This is a genomic window from Pseudomonas sp. RAC1 (assembly GCF_030658255.1).
In the GTDB taxonomy this organism is placed as follows: domain Bacteria; phylum Pseudomonadota; class Gammaproteobacteria; order Pseudomonadales; family Pseudomonadaceae; genus Aquipseudomonas; species Aquipseudomonas boreofloridensis.
In genome coordinates this window covers 310,538-323,966 of the sequence record NZ_JAUTXS020000037.1, presented here as the reverse complement: position 1 = coordinate 323,966, position 13,429 = coordinate 310,538, and the positions used below count along the sequence as shown (strand labels likewise).

14 protein-coding genes are annotated in these 13,429 nt (G+C 65.6%); 5 read left to right on the top strand and 9 right to left on the bottom strand.

Going from position 1 to position 13,429, the window contains the following annotated elements:
• Window positions 1-50: 50 nt before the first annotated feature.
• Genes gmhB through glyQ form a run of 3 tightly spaced genes read right to left on the bottom strand, consistent with a single transcriptional unit; the run spans window position 51 to window position 3,580 of the window.
• Complete coding sequence (gmhB, locus tag Q7C30_RS17175; protein WP_039582156.1) at window positions 51-578, bottom strand: D-glycero-beta-D-manno-heptose 1,7-bisphosphate 7-phosphatase; 528 nt, start codon at window positions 576-578, stop codon at window positions 51-53.
• A gap of 3 nt (window positions 579-581) precedes the next feature.
• On the bottom strand, window positions 582-2,636 hold the full coding sequence (gene glyS / locus Q7C30_RS17170) for a glycine--tRNA ligase subunit beta (RefSeq protein ID WP_295485443.1): 2,055 nt from the start codon (window positions 2,634-2,636) through the stop codon (window positions 582-584).
• Window positions 2,633-3,580, bottom strand: coding sequence for a glycine--tRNA ligase subunit alpha (glyQ, locus tag Q7C30_RS17165; protein WP_029615043.1), 948 nt, complete (start codon window positions 3,578-3,580; stop codon window positions 2,633-2,635). Before glyQ ends, glyS begins: the two co-directional genes overlap by 4 nt.
• A gap of 84 nt (window positions 3,581-3,664) precedes the next feature.
• On the opposite strand from glyQ, the gene Q7C30_RS17160 reads away from it, so the two are divergent.
• Both Q7C30_RS17160 and Q7C30_RS17155 read left to right on the top strand, forming a co-directional pair.
• The gene (locus Q7C30_RS17160; RefSeq protein ID WP_029615042.1) at window positions 3,665-4,216 is read left to right on the top strand and encodes a DNA-3-methyladenine glycosylase I; all 552 of its coding nucleotides are present in this window, start codon (window positions 3,665-3,667) and stop codon (window positions 4,214-4,216) included.
• Window positions 4,217-4,256: 40 nt separating this feature from the next.
• The gene (locus Q7C30_RS17155; RefSeq protein WP_317872213.1) at window positions 4,257-5,144 is read left to right on the top strand and encodes a lysophospholipid acyltransferase; all 888 of its coding nucleotides are present in this window, start codon (window positions 4,257-4,259) and stop codon (window positions 5,142-5,144) included.
• A 30-nt stretch (window positions 5,145-5,174) separates the two neighbouring features.
• On the opposite strand, the gene Q7C30_RS17150 is transcribed toward Q7C30_RS17155, so the two are convergent.
• Genes Q7C30_RS17150 through def form a run of 5 tightly spaced genes read right to left on the bottom strand, consistent with a single transcriptional unit; the run spans window position 5,175 to window position 9,701 of the window.
• Entirely contained in the window at window positions 5,175-5,483 is a 309-nt protein-coding gene (locus tag Q7C30_RS17150; RefSeq protein ID WP_317872212.1) for a tetratricopeptide repeat protein, read from the bottom strand.
• 14 nt (window positions 5,484-5,497) lie between these two features.
• Window positions 5,498-6,871 (bottom strand): Trk system potassium transporter TrkA, encoded by a 1,374-nt coding sequence (trkA, locus tag Q7C30_RS17145; RefSeq protein WP_039582147.1) that lies wholly within the window; start codon window positions 6,869-6,871, stop codon window positions 5,498-5,500.
• Window positions 6,872-6,894: 23 nt separating this feature from the next.
• Entirely contained in the window at window positions 6,895-8,205 is a 1,311-nt protein-coding gene (gene rsmB, locus Q7C30_RS17140; protein ID WP_317872211.1) for a 16S rRNA (cytosine(967)-C(5))-methyltransferase RsmB, read from the bottom strand.
• The gene (fmt, locus tag Q7C30_RS17135) at window positions 8,202-9,134 is read right to left on the bottom strand and encodes a methionyl-tRNA formyltransferase (protein ID WP_317872210.1); all 933 of its coding nucleotides are present in this window, start codon (window positions 9,132-9,134) and stop codon (window positions 8,202-8,204) included. Before fmt ends, rsmB begins: the two co-directional genes overlap by 4 nt.
• A 60-nt stretch (window positions 9,135-9,194) precedes the next feature.
• Window positions 9,195-9,701 (bottom strand): peptide deformylase, encoded by a 507-nt coding sequence (def, locus tag Q7C30_RS17130; RefSeq protein ID WP_039582140.1) that lies wholly within the window; start codon window positions 9,699-9,701, stop codon window positions 9,195-9,197.
• 243 nt (window positions 9,702-9,944) lie between these two features.
• Here def and dprA point away from each other — a divergent pair, with 243 nt between their 5' ends.
• From dprA to Q7C30_RS17115, 3 genes are all read left to right on the top strand, one after another.
• A complete protein-coding gene (dprA, locus tag Q7C30_RS17125) occupies window positions 9,945-11,042 on the top strand; it encodes a DNA-processing protein DprA (RefSeq protein WP_317872209.1) in 1,098 nt (365 codons plus the stop codon).
• A gap of 38 nt (window positions 11,043-11,080) precedes the next feature.
• Complete coding sequence (locus Q7C30_RS17120) at window positions 11,081-11,638, top strand: Sua5/YciO/YrdC/YwlC family protein (protein ID WP_317872208.1); 558 nt, start codon at window positions 11,081-11,083, stop codon at window positions 11,636-11,638.
• 345 nt (window positions 11,639-11,983) lie between these two features.
• The gene (locus tag Q7C30_RS17115; RefSeq protein ID WP_317872207.1) at window positions 11,984-12,328 is read left to right on the top strand and encodes a hypothetical protein; all 345 of its coding nucleotides are present in this window, start codon (window positions 11,984-11,986) and stop codon (window positions 12,326-12,328) included.
• 6 nt (window positions 12,329-12,334) lie between these two features.
• Here Q7C30_RS17115 and Q7C30_RS17110 read toward each other — a convergent pair whose 3' ends face one another.
• A complete protein-coding gene (locus Q7C30_RS17110) occupies window positions 12,335-13,312 on the bottom strand; it encodes an NADPH:quinone reductase (RefSeq protein ID WP_116889917.1) in 978 nt (325 codons plus the stop codon).
• Between the last annotated feature and the right edge of the window lie 117 nt (window positions 13,313-13,429).

The following is a 13,429-nucleotide window of genomic DNA, read 5'->3' as shown; positions in this document are numbered from 1 at the left end:
ACCGTTGCGGGACATGCCCGCCTGAGAAAGCGCGCCAACCGGCGCGTGCTTTAAATGAGTGCTCTGGCAATGGCTGCCAGATCGTCGTAAATCAAGGTGCCGGATGGGACACCCTTGTCCAGGGTCCGCAGACCCTTGCCGGTTTTCACCAGCACCGGTTGTGCTGCGACGGCCACGGCCGCTTGCAGGTCACCCGCACTGTCGCCGACGAACCATACACCGGCCAACGGCGCTTGATAATGCTCGGCGATTGCCCGCAGCATGCCCGGCTTGGGCTTGCGGCAATCGCAGCCTTCGTCCGGACCGTGCGGGCAATAGACGATCTGCCCCAGCTCGCCACCCTGCTCGGCGACCAGCGCGCGCAGCCGCGCGTGCATGGCTTCGAGCGTCTCGAGCGAGTAGTAACCGCGGGCAATGCCGGACTGGTTGGTGGCCACGGCCACCGTCCAGCCCGCCTGACTCAACTGCGCGATGGCTTCGATCGCGCCGGGAATGGGGATCCACTCGTCCAGCGACTTGATGTAGGCGTCGGAGTCATGGTTGATCACACCGTCGCGATCGAGTATCAGCAGTTTCAAGGCTTACCCCAGCAGCGAGATGTCGGCGACGCCCAGGAACAGACCGCGCAGGCGGCTGAGCAAGGCATAGCGGTTGGCGCGCACCTTGGCGTCCTCGGCATTGACCATCACTGCCTCGAAGAAGGCATCGACCGGGTCGCGCAGCGCGGCCAGGCGCGCCAGCGACTCGCGGTACTGACGGGCTGCAGCCATGGGCTGAACGGCCTGGTCGGCTTGCTGGATCGCCGAGTACAGCGAGAACTCGTTGGCGTTGTCGAAGTACTTCGGCTCCACCTGCTCGGCGATGGCGCCCTCGGCCTTGCTCAGCAGGTTCGACACGCGCTTGTTCACGGCGGCCAGGGCATCGGCCTCGGGCAGCTTGCGGAAGGCCTGCACGGCTTGCACGCGCTGGTCGAAGTCCAGGGCCGACGACGGTTTCAGGGCGCGCACCGAGAGGTAGGTGGCCACGTCCACGCCTTCGTCTTCATAGCGCGCACGCAAGCGGTCGAAGATGAATTCGAGCACCTGTTCGGCCAGGCCCGCAGCCTTGACCTTGGCGCCGTACTGCTTGACCGCGAACTCGACCGCCGCGGTCAGGTCCAGGTCGAGCTGCTTCTCGATCAGGATGCGCAGCACACCCAGCGCGGCACGCCGCAGGGCGTAGGGGTCTTTGCTGCCGGTGGGCAGCATGCCGATGCCGAAGATGCCGACCAGGGTGTCGAGCTTGTCGGCGATGGCCACGGCGGCCCCGGTGAGGGTCTCGGGCAACTCGGCGCCGGCACCGCGCGGCATGTACTGCTCGTTCAAGGCCAGGGCGACGTCCTGCGCTTCGCCGTCGTTGACGGCGTAGTAGTAGCCGGCGATGCCTTGCATTTCAGGGAATTCACCGACCATTTCGGTGGCCAGGTCGCACTTGGACAGCAGGCCCGCGCGCCCAGCATTGATGGCGCTGCCACCGATGAACGGCGCGATGTAGGCCGCCAGCTTGGACACCCGCTCGGCTTTGTCGAAGACCGTGCCCAACTGCGCCTGGAACACGACGTTCTTCAGGCGTTCGTTGAAGGTTTCCAGCTTTTGCTTCTTGTCTTGCTTGAAGAAGAACTCGGCGTCGGTCAGGCGTGGACGCACCACCTTCTCATTGCCGTGCACGATCTGCTGCGGGTCGCGGCTCTCGACGTTGGCCACGGTGATGAAGCGCGGCAGCAGCTTGCCTTCGCTGTCGAGCAGGCAGAAGTACTTCTGGTTGTCCTGCATGGTGGTGATCAGCGCTTCCTGGGGCACGTCGAGGAAGCGTTCCTCGAACGAGCACACCAGCGGCACCGGCCATTCCACCAGCGCGGTCACTTCATCCAGCAGGGCGGGCGGTACGATGGCCGTGCCTTCCTGCTGACGGGCCAGTTCTTCGGTGCGCTTGGCGATCAGCGCGCGGCGCTCGGAGAAATCAGCCAGCACATAGGCCTTGCGCAGGTCCTCGACGTAGTTGGCCGGGGCGCTGATGGTCACGTTTTCCGGGTGGTGGAAGCGGTGACCGCGCGAATCGCGGCCGGCTTTCTGCGACAGCAGGGTGCAATCGACGACCTGGTCGCCCAGCAGCATCACCAGCCATTGGGTCGGACGCACGAACTCTTCGCGGCTGGCGGCCCAGCGCATGCGCTTGGGAATCGGCAGGTCGTTGAGCGAGTCCTCGACGATGGTCGGCAGCAGGCTGGCGGTGGCCTTGCCCGGAATGTGCTGGGAGAAGCGCAGCTTGGCGCCGCTCTGGTCGATTTCCGCGAGCTCCACGCCACATTTCTTGGCGAAACCCAGGGCGGCCTGGGTGGGGTTGCCGTCGGCGTCGAATGCGGCCTGGCGGGGCGGGCCGTCGATGTTGATGCTGCGGTCGGGCTGCTGCACGTCGAGCTGGCGGATCAGCACGGCCAGGCGACGGGGCGCGGCGTACACCGACTTGCCGGTGTAGTTCAGGCCGGCGGCCTGCAGGCCTTTCTCGATGCCGGCCAGGAAGGCGTCGCCGAGGGTGGCAAGGGCTTTGGGTGGCAGCTCTTCGGTGCCCAGTTCAACCAGGAAATCTTGCGCACTCATTGTGCAGCCTCCAGCTTGGCCAGTACTTCATCACGCAGTTCGGGGGTGGCCATCGGGAAGCCCAGGCGTGCACGGGCTTGCAGATAGCTTTGCGCCACGTCGCGGGCCAGGGTGCGCACGCGCAGGATGTAGCGCTGGCGCTCGGTCACCGAGATGGCGCGGCGGGCGTCGAGCAGGTTGAAGGTGTGCGACGCCTTCAGGACCATTTCGTAGGTCGGCAGCGGCAGCTCCAGCTTGATCAGGCGGTTGGCTTCGCTTTCGTAGAAGTCGAACAGCTCGAACAGCTTCTCGACGTTGGCGTGCTCGAAGTTGTAGGTCGACTGTTCCACTTCGTTCTGGTGGAACACGTCGCCATAGCTGACCTTGCCGAACGGACCGTCGGCCCAGACCAGGTCATACACCGAGTCGACGCCCTGGATATACATGGCCAGGCGTTCCAGGCCATAGGTGATTTCGCCGGTGACCGGATAGCACTCTATGCCGCCGACCTGCTGGAAGTAGGTGAACTGGGTGACTTCCATGCCGTTGAGCCAGATTTCCCAGCCCAGACCCCAGGCGCCGAGGGTCGGCGATTCCCAGTTGTCTTCGACGAAGCGGATGTCGTGGACCAGCGGATCCAGACCGATGGCCTTGAGCGAGCCCAGGTACAGTTCCTGGAAGTTGGCCGGGTTCGGCTTGAGGACGACCTGGAACTGGTAGTAGTGCTGCAGGCGGTTGGGGTTCTCGCCGTACCGTCCGTCGGCAGGGCGACGGCTGGGTTGCACGTAGGCGGCGTTCCAGGTCTCCGGGCCCACGGCGCGCAGGAAGGTGGCGGTGTGGAAAGTGCCGGCGCCTACTTCCATATCGTAGGGCTGAAGTACCACACAACCTTGCTCGGCCCAGTAGTTCTGCAGGGCGAGGATCAGGTCTTGGAAGGTACGCACGGCTGGCGTAGGCTGGCTCACGAAATTCACCTGTATCTGGGGATGCGGATGTAAAGAGCGGGAGTATAACCCGATTCGCCTCGCCCTCTACGTAATTGGAGCCTTATGCCACGCTGCTTCTGGTGTACCGACGATCCCCTGTACCAGGCCTATCACGACCAGGAATGGGGCACCCCGCAGCGCGACCCGGCGTTGCTCTTCGAGATGCTTTTGCTCGAAGGGTTCCAGGCGGGCCTTTCGTGGATCACGGTGCTGAAGAAACGCGAGCGCTATCGACAGGTGCTGGAGGGCTTCGACCCCCATCGGTTGGCCGAGATGAGCGATGCGCGCATCGAGGAACTGATGCTCGACCCGGGCATCATCCGCAACCGCCTCAAGCTCAATGCGGTGCGCCGCAATGCCCGCGCCTGGCTGGCGCTGGAAGACCCCGGCCAGTGGCTGTGGTCGTTCGTCGGCGGCGAGCCGAAGATCAACCATCCCCAAGGCCGCGGCGATATCCCCAGCGTCACCGACGAGGCCAAGGCCATGAGCAAGGCCCTGCAGAAAAAGGGCTTCACCTTCGTCGGACCGACCATCTGCTACGCCTTCATGCAGGCCACCGGCATGGTCATGGACCACACCACCGACTGCGATCGCTACCCCGCGCTGGCGCACTGAGGCGTTACAATGCCCGCCTTGCAGAAATAAGGAATCGCCTGTGGAAAAGTTCAAGGGCGCCCTGATGGTCGGGGTGCTGCGCCTGTTCGCCAAATTGCCCTGGAGCGCCGTGCAGCGCGTGGGCGCCGGTATCGGCTGGCTGATGTGGAAGATCCCCAACGGCTCGCGCAACGTGGTGCGCATCAACCTGGCCAAGTGTTTCCCGAGCATGCCGGAAGTCGAGCGTGAGCAACTGGTCGGCCTGGCCCTGAAGGACATCGGCAAGTCGTTCGTCGAGAGCGCTTGGGCGTGGATTCGCCCGCCGCAGCAATCGCTGGCGCTGGTCAAGGAAGTGCACGGCCTGGAGGTGCTGGAGCAGGCGCTGGCCACCGGCAAGGGCGTGGTCGGCATCACCAGCCACCTGGGCAACTGGGAAGTGCTGAACCACTTCTATTGCAACCAGTGCAAACCCATCATCTTTTACCGTCCGCCCAAGCTCAAGGCGGTGGACGACCTGCTGCGCGAGCAGCGGGTGCAGATGGGCAACCGTGTGGCGCCGTCCACCAAGGAAGGCATCCTCAGCGTGATCAAGGAAGTGCGTCGCGGCGGCCAGGTGGGCATTCCCGCCGACCCTGAGCCGGCCGAGTCGGCCGGGGTATTCGTGCCTTTCCTGGGCACCCAGGCGCTGACCAGCAAGTTCGTGCCGAACATGCTCGCCGGAGGCAAGGCCGTGGGGGTGTTCCTGCATGCGCTTCGCCTGCCCGATGGTTCCGGGTTCAAGGTGTTCCTGGAGGCGGCGCCAGACGACATGTACAGCGCCGATGTGAACGTGGCGGCGGCGGCCATGAGCCAGGTGGTGGAGCGTTATGTGCGTGAGTACCCCAGCCAGTACATGTGGAGCATGAAGCGCTTCAAGAAGCGCCCGGCCGGCGAGGCGCGTTGGTATTGATCCAGGGGCCCGTACAGGCCCCCCGCTGGATCACGCCTTGTCGAGCTTCCTCAGAAACACCGTCATTTCCTTCTCGGCCTGCTTGTCGCCGTGGGCCTGCGCTGCGGCGATGCCCTCCTCCCAGGCCTGGCGCGCCGCTGCCAGGTCGCCCTCGCGTTGATAAGCCTTGCCTAGCAGCTTCCACGCCGCCGAGTACTTCGGGTCCTGCGCCACGCACTGGGCCAGGTGCACGGCGGCTTCAACGCCGTTGCCCTCGTCCAGCCATGCTTTGCCCAGGCCGAACCGCAGCAGCGGGTTATCCACACCCTTGGCCAGCATCTTTTCCAATGATTCGCGCATGCGTGGGCCTCCGGCTAGAAGAAACTCAGGCCGACGTGGAACAGCTTCTCCACGTCGCGGATGTGTTTTTTATCCACAACGAACAGGATCACGTGGTCGCCTGACTCGATCACCCGATCATCATGGGCGATCAGCACCTGGTCGAAACGGATGATCGCACCGATGGTGGTGCCTGGCGGCAGGTTGATGTCGGCGATGGTCCTGCCGACCACCTTGCTCGACTTGGCGTCGCCATGGGCCACCGCCTCGATGGCTTCGGCAGCGCCTCGGCGCAGGGAGTGCACACTGACGATGTCGCCACGGCGCACGTGTGCCAGCAGCGTGCCGATGGTCGCCAGTTGCGGGCTGATGGCGATGTCGATGTCGCCGCCCTGCACCAGATCGACGTAGGCGGGGTTGTTGATCAGGGTCATGACCTTGCGTGCGCCCAGGCGCTTGGCCAGCAGCGACGACATGATGTTGGCCTCGTCATCGTTGGTCAGCGCCAGGAAGATGTCGGCTTCGGCGATGTTCTCCTCGAGCATGAGGTCTTTGTCCGAGGCGCTACCCTGCAACACCACGCTGCTTTCCAGGGTGTCGGACAGATACCGGCAACGTGCCGGATTCATCTCGATGATCTTCACCTGGTAGCGGCTTTCGATGGCTTCGGCCAGGCGCTCGCCGATCTGTCCACCGCCGGCGATGACCACGCGCTTGTTGGTCTCGTCGATGCGCCGCAGCTCGCCCATTACCGCGCGGATGTCTTTCTTCGCGGCGATGAAGAACACTTCGTCGTCGGCTTCGATCACGGTGTCGCCATGGGGCTTGATGGGGCGGTCGCGGCGGAAGATCGCCGCCACCCGGGTATCGACATTGGGCATGTGGGCGCGGATCTGGCGCAGTTGCTGGCCCACCAACGGCCCGCCGTAGTAGGCCTTGACCGCGACCAGTTGCGCCTTGCCGTCGGCGAAGTCGATGACCTGCAAGGCGCCGGGATGCTCGATCAGGCGCTTGATGTAATTGGTCACCACCTGCTCGGGGCTGATCAGCACGTCCACGGGGATGTGATCGTTATCGAACAGTTCCTCGCGCGAGAGGTAGGACGATTCGCGGACGCGGGCGATCTTGGTCGGCGTGTGGAACAGCGAATAGGCGACCTGGCACGCGACCATGTTGGTCTCGTCGCTGTTGGTCACCGCCACCAGCAGGTCGGCGTCGTCGGCGCCGGCCTGGCGCAGCACCGTGGGCAGCGAGGCGCGGCCCTGTACGGTGCGGATGTCCAGGCGATCGCCCAGGTCGCGCAGGCGCTCGCCGTCGGTATCGACCACGGTGATGTCGTTGGCTTCGCTGGCCAGGTGCTCGGCCAGCGTGCCGCCCACCTGCCCTGCGCCGAGGATGATGATCTTCATCGGCTACTCCCTACCTCAGGTGCTTATCCGCGCGAAGCGGCGATCTTGATCAGCTTGGCATAGTAGAAACCATCGTGACCGCCTTCCTGGGCCAGCAACTGGCGGCCGTGGGGCTGGCGCACACCGGCTTCGGTCGCCAGGTCCAGCTCGCGGGCACCCGGGGTGCGGGCGAGGAAGGCGTCGATCACGTCGGTATTCTCGGTCGGCAGGCTCGAGCAGGTGGCGTAGAGCAGCATGCCGCCGACCTCGAGCGTGGGCCACAGGGCATCGAGCAGTTCGCCTTGCAGCGCGGCCAGGGCGGCGATGTCGTCGGCCTGGCGGGTCAGCTTGATGTCCGGGTGGCGGCGGATCACGCCGGTGGCCGAGCAGGGGGCATCGAGCAGGATGCGCTGGAACGGCTGGCCGTCCCACCAACTGGCCGTGTCGCGGGCATCGCAGGCGATCAGCTCGGCGTCCAGTTGCAGGCGCTCGAGGTTGTCGCGCACCCGCGCCAGGCGCTTGGCTTCCAGGTCGATGGCAACCATCTGCGCCAGACCGGGTTCGGCCTCCAGCAGGTGGCAGGTCTTGCCACCGGGGGCGCAGCAGGCGTCGAGCACCCGCTGACCGGGCGCCAGTTCCAGCAGGTCGGCCGACAGTTGCGCGGCTTCGTCCTGCACGCTCACCCAGCCCTCGGCGAATCCAGGCAGGTCGCGCACATCGCAGGCGGCGTCGAGCACGATGCCGTCGCGGCTGTAGCGGCAAGCGCTGGCGCCGATACCCGCAGCCTCGAGCAAGGCCAGGTAGGCATCACGGCTGTGATGGCGACGGTTGACCCGCAGGATCATCGGCGGGTGGGCGTTGTTGGCGGCGCAGATGGCTTCCCACTGCTGCGGCCAGAAGGCCTTGAGCGCCTTCTGCAGCCAGCGCGGATGGGCAGTGCGCACCACCGGATCGCGCTCCAGGTAGGCCAGCAGCGCTTCGCCCTCGCGCTGGGCGCGGCGCAGCACGGCATTGAGCAACCCTTTGGCCCACGGCTTCTTCAGCTTGTCGGCGCAGCCGACCGTTTCGCCGATGGCGGCGTGGGCCGGAATGCGTGTGTAGAACAGTTGATACAGGCCCACCAGCAGCAGCGCCTGGACGTCGGCGTCAGCGGCCTTGAACGGCTTTTGCAGCAACTGCGCGGCCAGCAGGTCCAAGCGCGGCTGCCAGCGAGCGGTGCCGAAGGCCAGGTCCTGGGTGAGGCCGCGGTCGCGGTCATCGACCTTGTCCAGTTGCGCCGGCAGCGAGCTGTTCAGCGAGGCCTTGCCGCTGAGCACGGCGGCCAGGGCACGGGCGGCGGCCAGGCGTGGATTCATTGGCCCAGCACCTTGCCGCTGGCGAACTTCTCGCGGCGGCTGTTGAACAGGTCGCTGAAGGCCAGGGCCTTGCCGCCAGGCAGTTGCAGGCGAGATAGGCTCAAGGCGCCATCGGCGCAGGCGACGACCAGGCCGTCCTTGCTGGCCGAGAGTATTTCGCCGGGTGCGCCCTGCCCTGTGGATAACGTTGCGCCCAGCACCTTGACGGTTTCGCCGTCGAGGGTGCTGTGGCACACCGGCCAGGGGTTGAACGCCCGGATCAGGCGCTCCAGTTCCTGGGCAGGACGGTTCCAGTCGAGGCGCGCCTCGTCCTTGTTCAGCTTGTGGGCGTAGGTAGCCAGGGCGTCATCCTGCACGTCGCCGTGCAGGCTACCGTCGGCCAGCCCGGCGATGGCGCGCACTACGGCGCCAGGGCCCATCTGGGCGAGGCGATCGTGCAGGCTGCCGCCAGTGTCGTCGGCGCTGATCGGCGTGGTGACCTTGAGCAGCATCGGGCCGGTGTCCAGGCCGGCTTCCATGCGCATCACGGTTACGCCGCTCTCGGCATCACCGGCCTCGACGGCGCGCTGGATCGGCGCCGCACCGCGCCAGCGCGGCAGCAGCGAGGCATGGCTGTTGATGCAGCCCAGGCGCGGGATGTCGAGCACCGCCTGGGGCAGGATCAGGCCGTAGGCCACCACCACCATCAGGTCCGGCGCCAGTGCCGCCAGTTCGGCCTGGGCCTCGGCGTTGCGCAGGGTTGGCGGTTGCAGCACCGGAATGTCGTGGGCCACGGCCAATTGTTTGACCGGGCTGGGCATGAGCTTCTGGCCGCGACCGGCAGGGCGATCAGGCTGGGTGTAGACGGCCACGATCTGGTACGGGCTGTCGAGCAGGGCCTTGAGGTGTTCGGCGGCAAACTCTGGGGTGCCTGCGAAGACGATGCGCATGGAGTTCTCGCTTCAGAAAAGAAGAAGGCTTGCCGGAGCAAGCCTTCTGCAAGGTGGGGATCAGGCTTGCTGGCGGTGCTGCTTTTCCAGCTTCTTCTTGATCCGGTCGCGTTTGAGCTGGGACAGGTAGTCGACGAACAGCTTGCCGTTGAGGTGATCGAACTCGTGCTGGATGCACACCGCCAGCAGGCCCTCGGCTTCGAGCTCGAAGGGCGTGCCGTCGCGGCCCTGGGCCTTGACCCGCACGCGCAGCGGCCGGTCGACGTTCTCGTAGAAGCCCGGTACCGACAGGCAGCCTTCCTGGTACTGCCCCATGTCGTCGGTGAGTTCTTCGACGCTGGGGTTGATGAAGATCCGCGGTTCGCTGCGATCTTCGGACAGGTCCATGACCACGACCTGCTGGTGCACATTGACCTGGGTAGCGGCCAGCCCGATGCCGGGCGCTTCGTACATGGTTTCAAACATGTCGTCGATCAGCTGGCTCAGGGCGTCGTCGAACGCCGTCACCGGTTTGGCGAGGGTGCGCAGGCGCGGGTCCGGGAATTCGAGGATGTTCAAGATGGCCATAGGGGTCAGGCAGTCACTGTGCGTTTGGTTGAAAACTGAGCACACATAATAAAGGGTATTGGCGCGTTCGGCACCTGGCAAAGCTCGGCTAGGGTTTGAGGCAGTGTCCGCAGGGGTCTGCGCCGCTCCAGCTCGGAGGGGTATCGACGGCAATCGATAGACAGCTTTTCAAACTATTATCAACACAGTTATCCACAGGTTGTACGGCGTGGATGACGGCCTGCCGATCAAGGAAGATCTGCCATGAATACCCTGTTTGCTGCACCCTGTTCCCCTGCCGAACTGGAAGCACGGCTGCGCCTGCACCTGCTTCCCGACATCGGCTCGCGGCGCTTTCGTACCCTCATCCAGGCCTTCGGCAGTGCCTGTTCGGCGCTCAGCGCGCCGGCGGGTGCCTGGGTGGCGCTGGGCGTTGCACAGGCCTGCGCCGACGCCCGTCGCAGCCCTGAGGTGCGCACCGCCGTCAGCGCTACGATGGCCTGGCTAGAGCGTCCGGGCCAGCATTTGCTGATGTGGGACGACCCTGGCTACCCGGCGCTGTTGAAGGAAACCGACGACGCGCCACCGCTGTTGTACGTCGCGGGCGACCCTGCCCTGCTGGAGCGTGCGCAACTGGCGGTGATCGGTAGCCGCCGTGCCACCCCACCGGCGTTGGACACGGCAAGGGCCTTTTCCCGGCACCTGGCGCGCGGCGGATTCACCATCACCAGCGGCCTGGCGTTGGGCATCGACGGCGCCGCTCATCGCGGCGCGCTGGACGCGCAGGGGAGCACCATCGCGGTGCTGGGCTCGGGTCTGCAAAAACTTTATCCACAGCGCCACGCGGTACTCGCCCGAGACATCCTGGAGCGCGGTGGCGCGCTGGTTTCGGAGTTCGCGCTGGAGGCAGTTCCACAGCCGGGCAACTTTCCTCGGCGCAACCGCATCATCAGCGGCCTGTCCCTGGGGGTGCTGGTGGTCGAGGCGAGCCTGGCCAGTGGGTCACTCATCACCGCGCGCCTGGCGGCCGAGCAAGGACGCGAGGTGTATGCGATTCCCGGGTCCATCCATCATCCCGGCGCCAAGGGCTGTCATCAGCTGATCCGCGACGGCGCGCTGCTGGTGGAGAGTGTCGAGCAGATCGTCGACAGCCTGCGCGGATGGCAGAACCTGGCGCCCGCGCCTGTGGACGAACCTGTCGATCCGCTGCTCGCGCTGCTGATCGCGGCCCCGCAGACCAGCGAGGCATTGGCCCTGAGCAGTGGCCTGGCGTTGGCCCAGGTGCTGGCCCGCCTGACCGAGCTGGAGCTGATCGGGCGGGTCAGCAACGAAGCCGGACGTTGGTTTGCCCGCTGCGGCTAAGTACACTGCCGCATCGGGATCGAAGCGGAGAGACAGCAATGGTGAGCAGTTGGCGTGTGCAACAAGCCGCACGTGAGATTCGCGCGGGGGCGGTGATCGCCTACCCGACGGAAGCGGTCTGGGGCCTGGGCTGCGACCCGTGGAACGAAGACGCGGTGTATCGGCTGCTCGCGCTCAAGTCGCGGCCTGTGGATAAAGGCCTGATCCTGGTTGCCGACAACATTTGCCAGTTCGACTTTCTGTTCGAGGATTTCCCCGAAGACTGGATCGACCGCATGGCCGCGACCTGGCCGGGGCCGAACACCTGGCTGGTGCCGCACCAGGACCTGTTGCCCGAATGGGTTACCGGGCAGCACGACACCGTGGCGCTGCGGGTCAGCGATCATCCCCAGGTCGGCGAACTGTGCGCGTTGGTCGGCCCGCTGATTTCCACCTCCGCCAACCCGGCCGGTCGCCCGGCGGCCAAGAGCCGGTTGCGGGTGGAGCAGTATTTCCACAACGAACTGGACCTGGTGCTCGGTGGCGCGCTGGGTGGGCGCAAGAACCCCAGTGTGATTCGCGATCTGGTGACGGGCGAGGTGGTGCGGGCGGGCTGATCGGGTCGCGATGCCGGGTCATGTCGCAGCGGTGCGATCTTTCTGATTCTGATGGTCAGGTCAGACATTGTTGATTTAGGGAAATATCCTACGCAGCGTGTCGGCCGCCATTACCTTCACAGTGGAAACGTCCCCTCTAGGCTCCTGATCGTCGCCGAACCTGTTGGCGATCGGGTGTGGTAGCCCGGGTATTCGATTTCCCATGTCAGTCCATGGCGGCTGTGCGTGGGAGGCTTTCGAGCCTGCCTGGTTTGGGAAATCGCCCAGGTCTACCACCCCGCGTACAGTCGCCACCCAATCCGCGTGGTAGCGGAGGCCTGTGGCGTGTTCACGGAGCGATTTCCCATGACTAAAAAACTGGTTCCCGATCCGCCGCTTCCCTGTACCACTCCCCACCCCTTCGGCCGCTGCGACGCCGGCCACCCTCCGCTCTTCAGCGTAAACCCCGACATCGCCCCCCACGACGCACTCGTCCACGTCGCGCTTTACCTGCGTTGCGCCTACGACGCCGGTATCAAGGCCCTCGACCATCTGCGCGACGACGGTCGAGGCCTGTTCTGGGCGAGCCTGCATTCACTGGAAATGGCCGAAGGGCTGGTGGAAGCGATGCTGGACGCTATCGAATCACCGCCTGCTACAGTCCCGGCATCGCCTGCAATCCTGGGCGATCGCTGCGATACCCCAAGATGAGACCTGTCACGGCACCAACACCGTCGATCCCACCGTGCGCCTCCCCGACAACGCCTCCTGCGCCTTGGCCGCTTCGCTCAACGGATAACGCTGCTGAATGTCCACCACGAGCTTCCCGCTGGCGATCATCGCGAACAGGTCGTCGGCCATGGCCTGGGTGTTTTCGGCCGTGTTGGCGTAGGTGGCCAGTGTCGGGCGGGTGACGTACAGCGAGCCCTTCTGCGACAGGATGCCCAGGTTGACCCCGGTGACGGCGCCAGAGGCGTTGCCGAAACTGACCATCAGGCCGCGCGGGCGCAGGCAGTCGAGGGACGTCAGCCAGGTGTCGGCACCCACACCGTCGTACACCACCGGGCACTTCTTGCCGTCGGTCAGTTCGAGCACACGCTGGGCCACGTCTTCGTGGCTGTAGTCGATGGTCGCCCAGGCGCCCAAGGCTTTGGCCCGCTCGGCTTTCTCGGCCGAGCCGACGGTGCCGATCAGTTTGGCGCCCAGCGCCTTGGCCCATTGGCAGGCCAGCGAACCGACCCCACCGGCGGCGGCATGGAACAGGATAATGTCGCCCGGCTGCACCGCGTAGGTCTGCTTGAGCAGGTACTGGGTGGTCAGGCCCTTGAGCATGACGGCGGCGGCCTGTTCGAAGCTGATGCTCTCCGGCAGCTTGACCAGGTTCGCTTCCGGCAGGGTGTGCACTTCGCTGTAGGCGCCCAGCGGGCCGCCCGCATAGGCCACTCGGTCGCCGACCTGCAGCCGGCTGACCCCCTCGCCCACTGCCTCGACCACCCCGGCGCCTTCGGTGCCCAGCCCGGACGGCAGGGACGGCGGCGCGTACAGCCCGCCACGGAAATAGGTGTCGATGAAGTTCAGGCCGACCGCCTGGTTGCGTACGCGCACCTGCTGCGGTCCCGGTGGGGCGGGGTCGAACTCGACCCACTGCAGGACTTCCGGGCCGCCATGCTGGCTGAACTCGATTCGCTTGGCCATCGCACTCTCCTGTCGTCATCGTCGCAAAAGGCCTTCCATCGGACGCCTTTGCTTGACGGCCGTCAACTGCGACGTAGCCTTGGCCGATGGTATGCTACGCCGCCCATTCCACCCTGC

What these genes read in the sequence shown, in the direction of transcription:
- def (WP_039582140.1), bottom strand. Translation starts at nt 9,701, where the DNA reads ATGGCCATCTTGAACATCCTCGAATTCCCGGACCCGCGCCTGCGCACC.
- Q7C30_RS17110 (WP_116889917.1), bottom strand. Translation starts at nt 13,312, where the DNA reads ATGGCCAAGCGAATCGAGTTCAGCCAGCATGGCGGCCCGGAAGTCCTG.
- rsmB (WP_317872211.1), bottom strand. Translation starts at nt 8,205, where the DNA reads ATGAATCCACGCCTGGCCGCCGCCCGTGCCCTGGCCGCCGTGCTCAGC.
- Q7C30_RS17150 (WP_317872212.1), bottom strand. Translation starts at nt 5,483, where the DNA reads ATGCGCGAATCATTGGAAAAGATGCTGGCCAAGGGTGTGGATAACCCG.
- glyS (WP_295485443.1), bottom strand. Translation starts at nt 2,636, where the DNA reads ATGAGTGCGCAAGATTTCCTGGTTGAACTGGGCACCGAAGAGCTGCCA.
- Q7C30_RS17115 (WP_317872207.1), top strand. Translation starts at nt 11,984, where the DNA reads ATGACTAAAAAACTGGTTCCCGATCCGCCGCTTCCCTGTACCACTCCC.
- dprA (WP_317872209.1), top strand. Translation starts at nt 9,945, where the DNA reads ATGAATACCCTGTTTGCTGCACCCTGTTCCCCTGCCGAACTGGAAGCA.
- trkA (WP_039582147.1), bottom strand. Translation starts at nt 6,871, where the DNA reads ATGAAGATCATCATCCTCGGCGCAGGGCAGGTGGGCGGCACGCTGGCC.
- fmt (WP_317872210.1), bottom strand. Translation starts at nt 9,134, where the DNA reads ATGCGCATCGTCTTCGCAGGCACCCCAGAGTTTGCCGCCGAACACCTC.
- Q7C30_RS17160 (WP_029615042.1), top strand. Translation starts at nt 3,665, where the DNA reads ATGCCACGCTGCTTCTGGTGTACCGACGATCCCCTGTACCAGGCCTAT.
- Q7C30_RS17120 (WP_317872208.1), top strand. Translation starts at nt 11,081, where the DNA reads ATGGTGAGCAGTTGGCGTGTGCAACAAGCCGCACGTGAGATTCGCGCG.